The sequence below is a fragment of the Deinococcus marmoris genome (genome assembly GCF_001949125.1).
Lineage (GTDB): Bacteria > Deinococcota > Deinococci > Deinococcales > Deinococcaceae > Deinococcus > Deinococcus marmoris_A.
The window spans coordinates 1-14,533 of sequence record NZ_MSTI01000053.1; the positions used below are offsets into that span (position 1 = coordinate 1).

General features: G+C 61.9%; 13 protein-coding genes and 2 pseudogenes. 2 read left to right on the plus strand and 13 right to left on the minus strand.

Features of this window, described 5'->3' with window-relative positions:
• Window positions 1–298 (minus strand): annotated as a pseudogene (locus BOO71_RS28260) (transposase); the annotation flags it as partial.
• A gap of 75 nt (window positions 299–373) precedes the next feature.
• Between BOO71_RS28260 and BOO71_RS27715 the strand changes: the two are divergent.
• Window positions 374–1,042 (plus strand): hypothetical protein, encoded by a 669-nt coding sequence (locus BOO71_RS27715; RefSeq protein WP_175607394.1) that lies wholly within the window; start codon window positions 374–376, stop codon window positions 1,040–1,042.
• A 241-nt stretch (window positions 1,043–1,283) separates the two neighbouring features.
• Here the strand turns inward: BOO71_RS27715 and BOO71_RS07790 are convergent, their stop codons facing one another.
• The 12 genes and pseudogenes from BOO71_RS07790 to BOO71_RS07840 form a co-directional block, all read right to left on the minus strand.
• Window positions 1,284–1,916, minus strand: a complete 633-nt coding sequence (locus BOO71_RS07790; RefSeq protein ID WP_075831386.1) for a bifunctional 4-hydroxy-2-oxoglutarate aldolase/2-dehydro-3-deoxy-phosphogluconate aldolase — start codon at window positions 1,914–1,916, stop codon at window positions 1,284–1,286.
• On the minus strand, window positions 1,913–2,866 hold the full coding sequence (locus BOO71_RS07795) for a 2-dehydro-3-deoxygalactonokinase (RefSeq protein WP_075831387.1): 954 nt from the start codon (window positions 2,864–2,866) through the stop codon (window positions 1,913–1,915). The genes BOO71_RS07790 and BOO71_RS07795 overlap by 4 nt, the downstream gene beginning before the upstream one ends.
• Before the next feature lie 16 nt (window positions 2,867–2,882).
• Window positions 2,883–3,692, minus strand: coding sequence for an SDR family NAD(P)-dependent oxidoreductase (locus BOO71_RS07800; RefSeq protein ID WP_075831397.1), 810 nt, complete (start codon window positions 3,690–3,692; stop codon window positions 2,883–2,885).
• Window positions 3,692–4,642, minus strand: coding sequence for an MBL fold metallo-hydrolase (locus BOO71_RS07805; protein WP_139322827.1), 951 nt, complete (start codon window positions 4,640–4,642; stop codon window positions 3,692–3,694). The genes BOO71_RS07800 and BOO71_RS07805 overlap by 1 nt, the downstream gene beginning before the upstream one ends.
• Before the next feature lie 20 nt (window positions 4,643–4,662).
• Window positions 4,663–5,859, minus strand: a complete 1,197-nt coding sequence (gene dgoD / locus BOO71_RS07810) for a galactonate dehydratase (protein ID WP_075831389.1) — start codon at window positions 5,857–5,859, stop codon at window positions 4,663–4,665.
• On the minus strand, window positions 5,856–6,593 hold the full coding sequence (locus BOO71_RS07815; protein WP_075831390.1) for a FadR/GntR family transcriptional regulator: 738 nt from the start codon (window positions 6,591–6,593) through the stop codon (window positions 5,856–5,858). The genes dgoD and BOO71_RS07815 overlap by 4 nt, the downstream gene beginning before the upstream one ends.
• A gap of 45 nt (window positions 6,594–6,638) precedes the next feature.
• Window positions 6,639–9,401, minus strand: a complete 2,763-nt coding sequence (locus BOO71_RS07820) for a glycoside hydrolase family 2 TIM barrel-domain containing protein (RefSeq protein WP_075831391.1) — start codon at window positions 9,399–9,401, stop codon at window positions 6,639–6,641.
• A gap of 18 nt (window positions 9,402–9,419) precedes the next feature.
• On the minus strand, window positions 9,420–10,340 hold the full coding sequence (locus BOO71_RS07825) for a carbohydrate ABC transporter permease (protein WP_083653213.1): 921 nt from the start codon (window positions 10,338–10,340) through the stop codon (window positions 9,420–9,422).
• On the minus strand, window positions 10,333–11,253 hold the full coding sequence (locus BOO71_RS07830) for a carbohydrate ABC transporter permease (protein WP_075831392.1): 921 nt from the start codon (window positions 11,251–11,253) through the stop codon (window positions 10,333–10,335). Before BOO71_RS07830 ends, BOO71_RS07825 begins: the two co-directional genes overlap by 8 nt.
• A gap of 76 nt (window positions 11,254–11,329) precedes the next feature.
• Window positions 11,330–12,598 (minus strand): ABC transporter substrate-binding protein, encoded by a 1,269-nt coding sequence (locus tag BOO71_RS07835; RefSeq protein ID WP_075831393.1) that lies wholly within the window; start codon window positions 12,596–12,598, stop codon window positions 11,330–11,332.
• A 486-nt stretch (window positions 12,599–13,084) separates the two neighbouring features.
• A pseudogene (locus tag BOO71_RS28680) lies at window positions 13,085–13,320 on the minus strand (IS4 family transposase); the annotation flags it as partial.
• A 56-nt stretch (window positions 13,321–13,376) separates the two neighbouring features.
• Window positions 13,377–13,787: a tyrosine-type recombinase/integrase gene (locus BOO71_RS07840; protein WP_139322828.1), complete on the minus strand. Its 411-nt coding sequence runs from the start codon at window positions 13,785–13,787 to the stop codon at window positions 13,377–13,379.
• 83 nt (window positions 13,788–13,870) lie between these two features.
• On the opposite strand from BOO71_RS07840, the gene BOO71_RS07845 reads away from it, so the two are divergent.
• Complete coding sequence (locus BOO71_RS07845; protein ID WP_075831395.1) at window positions 13,871–14,203, plus strand: hypothetical protein; 333 nt, start codon at window positions 13,871–13,873, stop codon at window positions 14,201–14,203.
• Window positions 14,204–14,533: the final 330 nt, after the last annotated feature.

A 14,533-nucleotide genomic window follows, 5' to 3' on the forward strand; every position in this document is an offset into this window, starting at 1 on the left:
CAACCAGGAGTTCCAGTCTGGGGCGCTGATGGGGCTGCTGTCGCCACTGATCCTGCAACGTCTGGAGAGCGTGTTGACGCATCACCCGGCAGAGCTGACGGGTACTCCAGGTGGCGTGATTGAAAAAGCGGCTGAGCGCCGAGGGGGATTTGACGGTGGCCCGTTCCGGCAGAGGTCTGCCGGAACCATCAAGCAGCAGGTCGAGGAAGACCTCGAAGGATTCCCGGTGTTGCTTGCGAGAAAAGCAAGGCAGAATGTCAGAATAAAGCCGTCTGGAGCGCGATTCTTTTGGGTACACACCTCACTATGGGGCCAAAAGTGCGTTCCAGACATCCTTTTCCAAAACTGCAAGATGTCAGTTAAGCTACGTGAAATGGAACGGAAACCATCACGTAGGCCAGAGGTGGGAGATGCGGACGATCCAGGGATCGTCCTTGATCCAGCAGCGGCCCGTCTGCTGCTCAATCCACAGGCGCGCATGGTCCTCGGACCGTTTTTTGGCCGGGACGTGTCGGTGGGCGAGGCCGCTGCCGAACTGGGGCTGAAACCAAACACGCTGCTGAGGCAGGTGCAAGGGCTCGTGACCAGGGGGCTGCTGCGGGTCAGTGTCCAGCAGCGCCGGGCTGGGCGGCCTATCAAGCGTTACCGCGTGACCCACGAACGGTTCTTCGTGCCGTTCTGGGCCACCGATGCCATCACCCTGGAAGAACTGCTGATGGCCGCCGTGGAGGAACCCAACCGCCTGATCTCGCGCTCGGTGGCGCGGCTGTCCAGCGCCGAAACCTCGCGGCTGGGCTACCTGATCACCCGGCGAGACTCTGGCCGGATTGCCCATGACCTGAGCCTAGACGGCCAGCGCTGCCTGACCCTGGAGGATCTGGAGCGCCCCTGGCTGCGCGAGGGGCGGACACTGTACCTGACCCCTGAACGGGCACGCCTGTTTGTCCAGGAGCTATCGGGGCTGCTGGACCGTTATGGGGAGAAGGACGGCGAGGCCCACCTGGCCTTCGTGGCTGTAGCCCCGTTGGGCGTGGGACGCTGATTCGCCCCCAATGGGGCCACAGCCTTATTGAGTGGGAGCGCAATTGAGCAACGTCATGAGGGAAGAGTTTTCGCTTGTGCTGTCGCTCGCGCTCCTCGGTGAACTGGGTCTAGGCCCCCGCAATCACCTGATAGAAAGGCCAGGGTGACGTGGACCTGCCGTTCAGGCCGACTGCTGCATCCCAGTTCAGGGAAGCGGTGGGGTTGCCCTGGCTTTTCATTTGCTTGGCTGGGACCCCACGTCAGGGCGAAACCAGCGCGATCAGCTCACGCGCCCGCAGGTCCAGAGCTGTCCAATCAGGCGTGTTCCAGTCCGCGCGCGTCAACGAGCCGCCGATGCCCGCGCCTACTGCGCCAGCCTGTATGAAGCCAGGAAGGTTCGACGCGTCCACACCGCCGACCACCAGGAGTTTCAGGTCTGGATACGGTCCCAGCAGGCTTTTCACGTAGCCCGCCCCCAAATCACCTGCTGGAAAAAGCTTGACGACCTCGCTGCCCTGCTCACGGGCCTGCATGATCTCGGTGGGCGTCATGGCACCGCTGATCAGGCCCAGACCATGTTCAGCGGCATAGGCGTTCACCTGAGGCACCAGGTGGGGTGTCAGGACGAAGCCCGCTCCCGCCTGTCGCGCGGCCTCGGCCCGCTCCAGCGTGGTGACCGTGCCTGCGCCCAGATGCATACCAGGCAGTCCCAGCGCCTGGATGGACCGCAGGCCAGGCTCACCATGCTCGTCGCTGAAGGCAACTTCCAGCAGCCGGATGCCCGCTGCGTGGAGTTGGCGGGCCAGGACGGGGGCATGGACAGGAGGCACGCCGCGCAGAATGGCAATCAGACGATGACGCTCAATCAACGACGTCAGGTCGGGGCGGGTCATGGCTGCGCCGGCCTGGAGGGCTGCGTTTGTCCGGCCAGGCCGCGCCACAGCTCATACAGCCGGGCCGCTCCTATGACGGCAGCCAGCGCCGAATGCGCCTCGGACGCGATCTGAGCCGGGAAGCCCTGTTCGGTCAGATACGCCATGAACGGCTGCGTGACGGTTGAGCGCCCGTAGAGAACCGTCGTGCGCTCTGGCCCGGCTTGCTCAATCCAGCGCAGGTTGCCCTCGGCCAGCGCACCGAGCAGCCAGGATGTGCCCTGCCCCGGCGTCACGCCGCGCAGCAGCCCGCCGATTCGCACCAGGAAGGCCGCGCGCGACAGCCCGTGCTGACGGGCTGCCTCCATCCCCTGCCGCCACCAGTGCTGATCCACATCCGAGAGTTCTACCGGATTTTGCGTGTTCGATTTCAAGATAGTTGCCCCGGTCATCGCATTCAGCAGCTCACCGTTGAGGTTGGTCAGCGATCCCTGAATGCCGTCGTCGTCCGTGTAGATCAGCTTGTCATGTGAGCCGAAGTGCAGGAAGTTGACCGGGCCGCGTAATCCCAGGATCTGCCGAAGGCCGGTAACCTCAGTTTCCTCGCCACGCATCACGTCTATGTCTTGCGTGCGAATGCCCGGAATGAAAAGGATGGGACCACAGCCCTCAATTTCGCGGGACACCAGGTGGCTGGCCAGCCGTGCGGTGCTGATTGGAGCCACCAGGTGCGGCACCTCATACAGTCCGGTAGGACTGGTCAGCATGCCGCAGGCCACCACTGCGTCCAGTGGGAAAACCTGCCGCGCTGCGCCGATCAATTCCTGGACGGCGGCCCGAAGGGCGTGACTGTGCCCATCAACTGCGCCTGTCCGGGCACCAACCAACACTGCCGTATCGAACTGTACTGACTGGCCGTCCCAGACTCTCAACCGGGTCTGCGTGGTGCCGCCGTCCAGAAACGCAATCATCTTTCCTCCCTGCTGTTCAAAAACCGTCGGCGGTGTACAGGCGGGCGCTCAGACCCGCGTCGGCGGTGATGTCCACGCCGGTCAGGGCGCGGGCGTTGTCAGAAGCCAGAAAAGCCGCGAGCTGGCCAATCTCCTGCGGCGTGTTGATCCGGCCCGCCGGATGCAGGGCGTTCACGGCGCGTTCGGTTTCAGCCTCTCCCCGCTCGGCCAGCCAGCGGCGGTAGTGCGGCGTATCGGTAAAGCCGGGACTCAGGGACAGCACCCGGATGCCGTGCGGCCCCAGGCTGAGCGCCATCGCCCTGGTCAGCGCGTTCACGCCGCCCTTGGCTGCCGCGTAGATTTCGCTGTGCGGCAGCGTGGCGAGCGCGTGGTTGGAACTGATGTGAATGATCACGCCGCCGCCCGCCTCTTTCATCACCCGTGCCGCCGCCTGCGAGGCGAAGAACAGGCCGCGCAAGTCCAGATTCATCAGCTTGTCCCAGTCGCTGGGCGTGACCTCGAACATGTCCTTGAATGTCGTGATTCCAGCGTTATTGACCAGGATATCGAGTGCGCCGTAGCGCTCATGTGCGGTCTGCACGGCGCGGGCACTACTGGCTGGATCGGCCACATCCGTCTCGACGAAGGTGACATCCAGGCCAGCGGACGTCAGCGCCAGAGCGGCCCCCTGACCTGCCTCCACATTCAGTTCGGCCACCACCACCCGTGCCCCGGCCCATGCCAGCTCCCACGCGATGCCCAGGCCAATACCCTGGCCCGCTCCAGTCACCATTGCCACCTTCCCGGCCAGCAGTGGAAGAGCCGATTCTGATGAAGTTCCGGCCATCACCGCACCCACTGGAAGCGTTCAGGCGTTCCAGATGTCTGTGTCGCTAAGGACTTGTGGGCCAATCCCTTTTCCACCAGCGCGTCCAGATGGGCTGAGAGGGCATACATCAGATCGACTGGGGCGTTGAAAGTGCCAAAGCTGGTGGCGTGTTCCTCCATCAGTTCGCGCAGGGTTGCGCCGCCGGGCCGCTGAACGCCACGCTGGACAGCGGCGTCTACCTCATGTACCCATCGGGTGCATTCATCTAGAAACGGAGCGATGCCACTTCCCTCCACCACTTCACGGTGCGCGAACATCAAACGTTCTGGCCGCAGTGCACGGACTCGCTCAATGGTATCCAGATAACCAGAAACCGTCACGTAACTGGGCGGGGCGTGCAGGGTGCCGTCCAGGGCGTATTCACCGTGGCCCAGCAGCGCGTCGCCCACATATAGGGTGCTTTCCTCGACGTGATGCAAGCCCAGGTGTCCGGCAGTGTGGCCGGGCAGGGCCATGACCTCCAGCGTGCCGCCGCCCAGGTCGATGGTGTCTCCGGGGTTCAGCACACTGTCCACAGGGGTTGCCCGGCCAGCCGTCTGCGCGATCCAGGTCTTGGTTTCCGGGTCATAGCCAACGCCGTGTCTGGCCTCATAAGCCTCGTACCGCTGATGCATCAGGCGTTCAGGCTGCTCGATCATGGCACGGTCACCTGTCGGAGCATGTAAATGCAGATGTGGACAGGTCAGCCGCAGGGCCGCGTCGCCGCCGCAGTGGTCACAGTCGGCGTGCGTGATCACGCAGTCGGTCAGTTGCTGCGGTTCCAGGTGCTCGGCGGCCAGACCCGGCAGCAGCACATCTTCCGGAGTATCGCTTAGGCCACTGTCAATTAGTAGCGTTCGTTTTGTGCCGCGCAATAGGTAGATGTACACGGCCTTGGCGGTCTGTGCCTCGAATCTCGATACGATCATGAATTCACCATTCGGCCCCACTACCACTCTGCAAGGCTGCCGTCCTCGTGGCGCCACACTGGATTGCGCCAGGCGTGTCCTACCTTTGCAGCGGCGCGCACCTTGCCCTCGTCGATCTGGATGCCCAGACCCGGCCCGGTCAACCGCCCGACGAAGCCCGCGCGGTACTCGAACACCGCAGGCTCTCGCAGGTACTCCAGGAGATCGCTGCCCTGGTTGTAATGGATGCCCAGGCTCTGCTCCTGAATAAAGGCGTTGGGCGTACAGAAATCTACTTGCAAGCTGGCCGCCAGCGCGATTGGTCCCAGCGGGCAGTGAATCGCCAGCGCCACGTCATGGGCCTCGGCCATCGCTGCGATCTTGCGGGTTTCCAGAATGCCCCCAGCATGCGCCGTATCGGGCTGAACGATGTCCACATAGCCGTCCTTAAAGACCTGCTTAAAATCCCAGCGGGTGTACAGACGCTCACCCAGGGCAATCGGCGTGCTGGTGTGGGCCACGATGTCGCGCAGCGCCTCGATGTTCTCCGAAAGAACGGGTTCCTCAATAAACATCAGCTTGAAGGCGTCCAGCTCACGGGCCAGCACCTTGGCCATGCCCCGGTGAACCCGTCCGTGGAAATCCACCCCGATCATGACCTCTGGCCCCACGGCCTCGCGAACGGCGGCGATGGTCTCGACGGCGGCACCGACCCGCGCGGGCGAGTCAATCCATTCCAACTTCTCGCAACCATTCATCTTCAGGGCTGTGAAGCCCCGATTCACGCTGGCGACTGCCTCCTGCGCCACATCCCTGGGGGAGTCGCCCCCCACCCAGGAATACACACGCATGGCGTCGCGCACCGCGCCGCCCAGCAGGTCGTGGACCGGCACGTTCAGCGTCTTGCCCCGGATGTCCCACAGCGCCATCTCGATGCCGCTGATCGCGCTGGTCAGGATTGGGCCGCCCCGATAGAACCCGCCCCGGTAGAGGGTCTGCCACAGGTCCTCGATGCGGCTGGGGTCCTTGCCGATCAAGTACTCGGACAACTCCTCGACCGCCGCTTTGACGGTCGCGGCGCGGCCCTCGACGATGGGTTCGCCCCAGCCCTCGACGCCCTGCTCGGTGGTGATCTTGAGAAAGAGCCAGCGCGGCGCAACCAGAAACAGTTCCAGCGAGCGGATGCGGTCGGCGGGCCGGGGGGCCACCGCTGGACTGCCAGACAGCGTATGGGTCATGAAGTCTCTCCCTGTCGGTGGAGGGTGTCACGAATGTTGGTCTCGAACTGCTGGACGTGGTGGAGCATGGCCTGCTGCGCTCCCCCGACATCCTGGAGACGGACGGCCTGATACAGCTCATCATGGCCGCGAAGGCTGAGTTCCAGACCGCCACTGACGGACACAGTATAAAAGCGCCCGATCCGGGTGATTTCGGTGATGGGCCGCATGGCCTCGAACAGCAGGCGGTTCCTTGCAGCGCGGGCGATCAACTCGTGAAAGGCCAGATCGAGGTTGTTGTACTCGGCGGGATCGGGGTCACGAACATGTTCGCGCATCTGGGCCAGCAAGTCCGCGAGGCCCTGAACGTCCTCGTCCGTGCGCTTGCTGGCGGCCAGGCCAACGAGCTGGACCTCCAGGATGCGCCGTCCCTCCAGCAACTCGTCGAAGAGCGTGGGCGACCGTCCAGCTTTGACCAGCTCGAACAGGACGACTGGATCGAGGTAACTCCACTGGTCTGGTGGCTCGACCCGCATGCCGCTGCCCTGCCGGACAGTGATGATGCCCTTGTCATTCAGCGAGCGTACTGCCTCGCGAATGACGGTGCGGCTCACGCCAAATTCGGTGACCAGTTTGGGTTCGATGGGCAGCAGGTCGCCTGGTTTGTAGTGACCGCCCATCACGCGGGCCATCAGCTCGCGCGCCACGGCGGCGTGCAGAGGCTCGGGGCGGAGGTTCTGCTGGAGTGTGGTCACAAAGCTCCTTCAATGGACAGCGGCGCAAACAAAACATGAGGCGGGTCAGAACGTGGGACGGGATGAATCCAGTGTGGTGGGCGCTGGCGGAGACTCACCCAGCAGGAGCAGGAGCTGCTCCGGCGTGAGTTCCGTCAGTGTGGCAGAGGGCAGTGCCTGAAGGTACTGTGCCAGGCTTCGCCGCATCTGCCGCGCGACCGGGCGGCGCTCCAGATCGCTCATCAGATCGGAACTGCTGATGATCAGGCGGCCCCGGCCCACCCGCGCCTCGGCCAGCAATGCCAGTGAGCGATTGGTGTTCCAGTCGTCGATCACCCGCACAATCGGCGTCAGCGCCACGCCCAGACGGTCCAGGTGCAGCGCTTGTCGTCCATGAACCAGTTCCCACCACTGCCAGTCACTGTGCATGTCTGTCGGGAAGTCAGCCAGCGCCAGGTGCGCTGGGTCACACAGCAGCCCCATCGTGTGGGGAGGCTGGCCCTGGGTCCACAGCACGTTCCAGAACGCCGTGGTAAAGCCCATCTGGGAAGCGGCGTACAGGGTTTCTGGCGGTGGTGCCCAGATCAAGCTGGCTCCCGCCTCAAGGCGAGCCAGAACCGCATCATCAAGTGAGGTAACAATCTCAAGATCGTCTTCTGGCTGAGTGGGAGGGTAGAGCCAGACCGTCCAGCGGTTCTGTGCCTGCCTCGTTTCACCCTCTGCTTCATGACCCTCCACCGACAGCAAGAGCTCGTACTGACCTGGCGTCTCCAGTGCCGTAACGTCCACGTCCAGACTCCCGACGGTGTGGACGTTTCCGGTGGCGAGTGTGCCCGCACTCAGTGTCCCAGAGAGTTGCGCCGTCTCGCCGGCGTCACGGAGCGTCCAGTTCACCACGCTCCCGTCCAGGTTGGCCGGGCCGTACTGACTGATCAGCACCTCGCCGCGCAGGCGTCCATCGTCGATGGTGAAACGCGGGCTGCTCCAGAGTGGCACCAGCGGCCCGCAAAACTCCTGAAACTGCTGCGGATCGCTGTAGGGTTTGGGCGTCCAGAAAGCGTCCATGACCCCCACCAGTGCCGTGCCCTGACCAGGAAAGTCCTGCACGCCCAGCAGTTGGATGCCGCCGTAATCGGGCGTGCGCAGGGCGGATTCGATCTCTTCCTTGTACAGCCGGGTCTGTAAGTGGCCGGAGGCCATCAGAAAGTCGTGGGCCAGCGGGAGCATGCCTTTGGCTGCCAGATCGTCCCGCACGAACTCGAAGTTGCGGGCCGCCACCGGGCCGCTGTAGCGCGCAATCTCGTCCAGATTGGGGAAGGCGCACCACTGGCCCATCTCGTGGGTCACCGTGGGCACGGCAAAGAGGTTCCAGCCGCTGAGATTCTGGCAGGTGTCCAGCGCCTCGCGGTTGAAGCGGGAATCCAGTCCCTCGCCCCAACGGTGGGCGCGGGGTTCCGGGGTCGAGTGAAACCCGTTCTCGATCAGGTGCGGCCAGCCGGAACAGCCGGTGTAGACGCGCCGTGGGTCACGCGTCCGCCATTCCTGTTGAAACTGGGCCAGAAACGCGTGCTGCCCTTCCCCGTGCGGCTCGTTACCCACCGCCAGGATGCAGAACGACGGATGGTGGCCGTATTCCTGCACGATCCGCCTGGCCTCACGGCGAATGAAATCGTCCAGCACGGGATCGCCACCCAACTCAGGCCAGACCGGCGTCTCGACATGCAGGTACAGACCCAGTTCGTCGGCGGCCTGGAACGCGGCTTCTGGCGGGCAGTACGAATGAAAACGCACATGGTTCAGGCCGTACGCCTGCACGGCGCGGTAGACCTCCCGCCAGGACTCCACGTCCGTCGGCGGATGCCCGGTCAGCGGAAAGATGCAGCAGTCGAGGGTGCCGCGCAGCAGCACGGGCCGCCCGTTGATGGTGAACTGCTGTCCACGGGTCGCGAAGTCTCTCAGACCAAAGTTCTGGATCTGCTGATCAAGAACCAGAGCGTCCTGTTCGAGAGAAACCGTAACCTCATGGAGTGCGGGTGAGAACTCGTCCCAGCGCGGCGCATCTGCGGGCAGCGTCACCGTCCAGACATAGGTGGTGTGGGCTGAATCCAGGGCCAGTAGCTCGGCGGGCAGGTCAACCGTTCGCCCATCGCTGAGGGTAACCGCCGTGTGCAGGACAACGGCTTCTGAACTCCTGGGATCGCCCTGATTGCGGAGAGTGACCCGCAGTTCCAGGGTCGCTCGTCCGGCGTCCGGGTACAGTTCTAACGCCTCAATCATCAGGTGGTCGCTGACCTGTAATTCCAGGCGGCCCACCACGCCGTTCCAGTTGGTCTGGGTGTGATCGGTCACGCTGTGGGCCAAGTCATAGAAGCCCTGAAAGCTGTTGGCGTCGCCCACGGCATAGCGGATGGTGTTGTCTACCCGCAGGGTCAGGGTGTGCGTTCCGGCGCTCAGGCGGCCCAGCGAAAAGCGGTGAGGGATGCACAGACTCTCGGCGCTGCCCACCCGAAGGCCGTCCAGCCATAGGGTCGTTTCCCAGTGGGGGCGTTCCAGCACCAGATGAAAATAACGCCCGTCCTGCTCCGGGCAGACCTCGAACGTCCGCTCGTACCAGCCCCAGCCCACGAAGGGATGCTTGCGGGTCAGGTGAGCCATGAGGAAAGTGTCGGTCATCTGCGGGTTGAGAGGCGCTTTTGCAGCCAGATCCACCGTGCCGGGCAGGGCGATGGCGTCGGTGTAGGGGGCGACGGGAAGCTGGCGGGCGTCCTGACCGGCGGGTTCGTGAAACTGGAACTGCCAGAGTCCACTGAGGTCGATGGTTTCAATCATGGAACGTCACCTGAAGGTTCAGGACTTGACCGCGCCGCTGGTCAGGCCCGAGATGAATTGGCGGCTGAGGAAGGCGAAGATCAGGAACACCGGCAAAATGCCCAGGGCGGTGCCCAGCATGATGGCGGGGGTATCGGAACTTCGCATGGCGCTGAGGGTGGTCAGGGCCAGCGGCATGGTGAACTTGTCCGCGTCGTTCAGGATGATCAGCGGAATCTGAAAGTCGTTCCAGGTTCCAATAAATGTCCAGACCGCGAGTGCCGACAGGCCCGGACGAATGATGGGCAGCACCACGCGCCAGAAGGTGGTCATGGGTCCGGCCCCGTCGAGTTCGGCGGCTTCGTACAGCTCGCGCGGAATGGCCGCCGAGATATACGTATTCATCCAGATCACGCCGAAGGCCGAGGCCATCGCCGGGATGATCAACGGCAGAAAAGTATTGAGCCAGCCGAAGACCTTCATCTCCAGAAAAAACGGGATCAAGCCCAGGGAAGGCGGAAAGAAGAGGGTAGCGAGGACGGCGCTCAGCAGCCACTGCGCCGTGGTCAGGCGGGCGTAACGCGAGAAGCCGTAGCCCGCCAGAGCGCTGATCAGCACCAGGCCCAGCGTCTTCGGCACGGCCACCAGTAGGCTGTTCCAGATGGCCTGAAGCGGGCTGAAGGCTTCCAGCAAGCGGCTCAGGTTATCCCCCAGCGCCGTGCCGAACAGGAGCGGCGGCGGAAAAGCGGAAACCTCTTGCAGGGTGTGCGTGGAGAGCACCAGCATCCAGTACAGCGGGAAGACAAACATCAGAGAGATCAGGAAGACGATGAGGGTCACGATCAGTCGGGTTCGGGCGCGTGGATTGCGGAGCAACGCCATGAAGCCGCGCCGAACTGGGCGGGCCATCTTCGGCGCGGCGGACGGACGCTCCTGAATCTGGTTCGGGACGCTACCCATTCTCGCGGCTCCGTCTGATCAGCGCATTGTAAACCAGCGTGAACCCTGCCACCAGGATAAAGACGTAGTACGACACCGCTGAGCCAAGACCGAACTGGAAGTTTCTGAAGGCCGCGTTATACAGGTACATGCCCAGCGTGAGTCCGGCATTGTCAGTGCCGCCGGTGCCGTTGGTCAGGACGAACGGTTCGTCGAAGACCTGAATGCCCCCGATGGTCGCCGTGATAACGCTGAAGGCGATGGTCGGCAGCATCAGCGGGATGGTAATGCGCGCGAGAACCTGTCTGCCAGTGGCCCCATCTACGCGGGCGGCCTCGTAGAGATCGCCGGAAACGCTTTGAAGGCCAGCCAGGAAGATCACGAAATGCCACCCCGTCCAGCGCCACACGATCATCAGGATGATCATCGGTTTGATCCAGACGGTCGAGGAAAACCAGTCGAAATACACTGGATGGCCTACCAGGTTGCCCCAGAAGGTATTGATCAGCCCGGAGTCCGAGGAGAACAGCACCCGCATGATGATGGCCGTCACTGCCGGAGCCACCAGCAGGGGGAGCAGAAAGACCATACGGAAATAGGTTCGCCAGATCACCACATATTCGTTGACCAGGAATGCCAGCACGAAGGCTGTGGTGACCGTCAGCACCGTTGAGCCGAGCCAGATGATCAGGGTATTGGTCACCGCTTTGATGAAGCTGGGATCGGTCCAGACACGGGCGTAGTTCTGAAAGCCCACACTCTTGATCGGACTCAGGCCGTCCCAGCGGTGAAAGCCCAGGTATAGCGAGTACAGGATCGGCAGCAGCCCGAAGATCAGGAACAGCAGGAAATAGGGCGCGAGGGTCGCCAGCAGCGTGCGCCGATCCGCCGCTTCGCGCCGCTGGACTGGGCGCGCCTTGAGCGTCTGTTGCATGTCTTCCCTCCACGCGCTCTGAAATCAGGACGCGGCGGAAAGCGGGCAGGATGGCTGCCACCTTCCGCCGCCGGACTCACATCTTCGACTTGATTTCCTGGGCCGCTGCCTTCAAGGCGCTGGGAATGTCCATATTCTTCTTCAACACGTTATTCAGCGCGGTGGTGACTGCACCTGCCGCAATCGGATCGGCAGGATTGGTCGTCACTGGCTTCATCTTGGCCGAGATGGGCTTGAACACACTGTTGGGGTTCTGTCCAGCGTAATAGGCGTCTGTCCCGTTCATCCAGGCTGCGCTGAGCGCGGGCTTCCAGGCGGGATACAGATCGTTTTTCTGATACATGGCCTTGAGACTCTCGGCATTCTGCGTGACCCAGGTGATGAATGTCCACGCGGCGTCCTTGTTCTTGCTGCTTTGCAGGATGCCGATGAAATCGCCACCGCTGTTGAACGACGACGTCCCGTTGTAGGCCGGGGCTGCGGCCACGCCCCACTCGCCCTGACCGTCGGTCGAGAACGAGGACTTGAGTAGGCCGCCAAACCAGTTACCCCACAGGTAAGTTGCCACAGTCCCTTTGCTCATGGTGGCCTGCCATTCTGGCGTCCAGGACGAGAATGGCGAGATAATTCCTGCGTCGTAAGCTTTCTTGGCGTAGGCGAAGGCTTTCTGAAAGACCGGCCCGGTCACCTGCAACTCACCCGCTGAATTGAAGTACGACACGCCCGCCTCCGCGACGATGGCATTCACCATTTCGTCGGCAGTCGAGATCATCCACTGCTTGTTGTCTTTGCTTACTTTCTTGCCCACTTCGATGAATTGATCCCAGTCTTTCAGCGAGGCGCTGATACTGGCCGGATCGTCCTTGATGCCTGCGGCCTTGAACAGATCCCGCCGGTAAAATAGAGCGCCTGGCCCAGTGTTTTTGGGGAGCGCGAAGATCTTGCCGTCTTTGGTGTTGACGTCGGCCCATGCGGCCTGATCGTAATTGGAGGCAAAGCGCTTGGCGTTGTATGGGGACTGTGAAAGATCAACGAAGCCAGGCTTGTCTCTGAAAAAGGAAACCACCCCGATCTCAACCATCGCCACGTCTGGCCCGCTACCTGAAATGAGGGAGGTCAGCAGTTTGTTCTTGTAGATGTCGTTGCCGTTGGCGAAGGCCTGTACCTTGACGGTGATCTCGGGATGTACCTTGTTGAACAACTTGACGGTCGTCTCGAAGGTCTTGTCATTGTCCGGCCACGTCCACACCGTGATGGTCGAGGCTACCGCCTGGGCCTGCGTGGTGGTCTGGGTCAGACCCAGCGAAATGAGCATGACAGCGGACAGGGGCAGTGCGTATTTCATAGAACCTCCTGGAAGTGGTGGTTGTGAACGCGGGTGGAAATGCAAGGGGTCACGGAAGACCCACTCCTTTAATCATCGGTTGTCGATAAATTCATCATATCAAATGATGAATTGACGGTCAATAGGTGCAGTCCTGCCATCCCTAGCTGAAGTGCTGTCAAAAGAGAAGATGGGCAAAGCACCCTCGCTGACTTTGTACTGAGAGAAAGCTCTCGTCGCGCGGTTTGACTGGAAAGGTAAAATAAGCGTCTGGGACGCCTGATCCGAGGCAACTTTGACATCACCTATCGCCGCCTGCCATGTTGAGAGTTGCAGCCTTCGCGTAAACGTGAAATGAAAGCTGACGCCGCTGCACTCGATCAATTCATAGGTCTAGACTCTATTTCTAGCTCAAAAGTTGGCAACCGACAAGACAACAAAGATCACCATTTGGCCACTTCATCCTTGGGTGCGCAGATTGCCCATTTTGCTTCTCTAGGGTACAAAAGCAGCCAGTAGCTGATCCAGCTCAAATTGAAGAAAGCGTTTCAGCCTCTTGTACACGGTATTTTCGCTGCCATCCAGATGGATGATCGGCAGCAGTTGCCACAGGACGACGGTTCGAGCCCCAATGAGGGCATCAGTGCGCTGAGGACAGCCAGCCTGCGGGGATTAAGACCGAAGTGTGGGTGTAGAAGGTCAAACAGGTCATCCTGGGGGCGTCGGCTCTGGGTGTATTTCATTGCAGAAAACACCGTACTAGAGCCGACTTTTCCTATCTACTCCCGACTTTTGCACCCTAGAGAACTTCGTGTGATAAGGCTCCATCTAACCATATTCGAGCCTCTAATTTGTTTAAACCACCGATGTCATGATTCTTAATTAATTCGGTTTCAACCTCGTCCAATGGAGCAATTGCGCGATTGAGCTGCCATCGGGGCGCACCACTTAGAGGCTGTCTGAAGCCCATTTCCTGACAGGACCTGTCCATTGCCAGCATCAATGGCTGTGCCTTGACGCGCCAATAGAGCGTCGTCGTCGCTGGGTTCTTGTGCCCCAGGATCGTGCCGATCTCGTGCAGGCTCCGGACCTGTTCCACCAGCGCCGTGGCGAAGCTGTGCCGCACCGTATGCGGGCTGACTTTCGCTGGCTCCAGCCCCGCCCGCACTGCTGCCGCCGGGGTGGCCGCCTGCATGGTGCGGATGCTCAACGGCTGACCCTGCTACCCGGCTTGTCCCCGCTATGCTGTGTGGTATCCGTTTTGAAGGTCTCCCTTTTCCCGCCGAGGTTGCTATGGCTTACTTCTTCAAACCGCTGATCACGCTGCTGTCGCTGCTCACGCTGGCCGGAGCTGAGCGGGTGGGCAGCGTCACGTTCACCCCGCCCTCCGGCTGGACCGTCAAGATCGAGGGACCAGCCGCCACCCTGACGCCGCCCGGCGGCGCAGCACGCGGCGTGATCCTGATTCTCGCCGATCAAAAGGTCACGGGCGACACTCAGGCCTGGTTCGCGGCCACAGTGAAACAACTGTCAAACGACGGCCAGATCACCGATCAGACCGACACCACGGCTGGCCAGACGGCTTCGGGTCTTCCTTTGCTGATGAGGGGCGTCTCGCTCAACTGACATCTTGCAGTTTAGAGAATGAGAGCAGGGGATGCGTGCTGGAAGGCATCAAGCGCGTCTAGCTCCAATTGAAGCGCACGACGATGCACGTCGGGGACGAACGAGAACCTCACGGTTCTCGCCAGGTCGCCCCAGTCCGGCCATATGCCCGGCAGGCGAAGAGGGAGGTCAAGGTCCTGGAGATGACAGAGCAGGAAGGCCAAGCCGGAGAGGCACCACCAGCGCAGGACACCCTGCTTGCTGTGCTGGGCAAAGCGTTCAAGTCCGAAGCGGCCCTTAACCGTTTTGAAAAAGGCGGAGGGTGCGCCAGCGGCGTTTCCCTACTCGTGC

Bases quoted from the DNA above. Each gene is read 5' to 3' on its own strand.
- BOO71_RS27715 (WP_175607394.1), top strand. From the start codon at position 374: ATGGAACGGAAACCATCACGTAGGCCAGAGGTGGGAGATGCGGACGAT.
- BOO71_RS07790 (WP_075831386.1), bottom strand. From the start codon at position 1,916: ATGACCCGCCCCGACCTGACGTCGTTGATTGAGCGTCATCGTCTGATT.
- BOO71_RS07795 (WP_075831387.1), bottom strand. From the start codon at position 2,866: ATGATTGCGTTTCTGGACGGCGGCACCACGCAGACCCGGTTGAGAGTC.
- BOO71_RS07800 (WP_075831397.1), bottom strand. From the start codon at position 3,692: ATGGCCGGAACTTCATCAGAATCGGCTCTTCCACTGCTGGCCGGGAAG.
- BOO71_RS07805 (WP_139322827.1), bottom strand. From the start codon at position 4,642: ATGATCGTATCGAGATTCGAGGCACAGACCGCCAAGGCCGTGTACATC.
- dgoD (WP_075831389.1), bottom strand. From the start codon at position 5,859: ATGACCCATACGCTGTCTGGCAGTCCAGCGGTGGCCCCCCGGCCCGCC.
- BOO71_RS07820 (WP_075831391.1), bottom strand. From the start codon at position 9,401: ATGATTGAAACCATCGACCTCAGTGGACTCTGGCAGTTCCAGTTTCAC.
- BOO71_RS07825 (WP_083653213.1), bottom strand. From the start codon at position 10,340: ATGGGTAGCGTCCCGAACCAGATTCAGGAGCGTCCGTCCGCCGCGCCG.
- BOO71_RS07830 (WP_075831392.1), bottom strand. From the start codon at position 11,253: ATGCAACAGACGCTCAAGGCGCGCCCAGTCCAGCGGCGCGAAGCGGCG.
- BOO71_RS07835 (WP_075831393.1), bottom strand. From the start codon at position 12,598: ATGAAATACGCACTGCCCCTGTCCGCTGTCATGCTCATTTCGCTGGGT.
- BOO71_RS07845 (WP_075831395.1), top strand. From the start codon at position 13,871: ATGGCTTACTTCTTCAAACCGCTGATCACGCTGCTGTCGCTGCTCACG.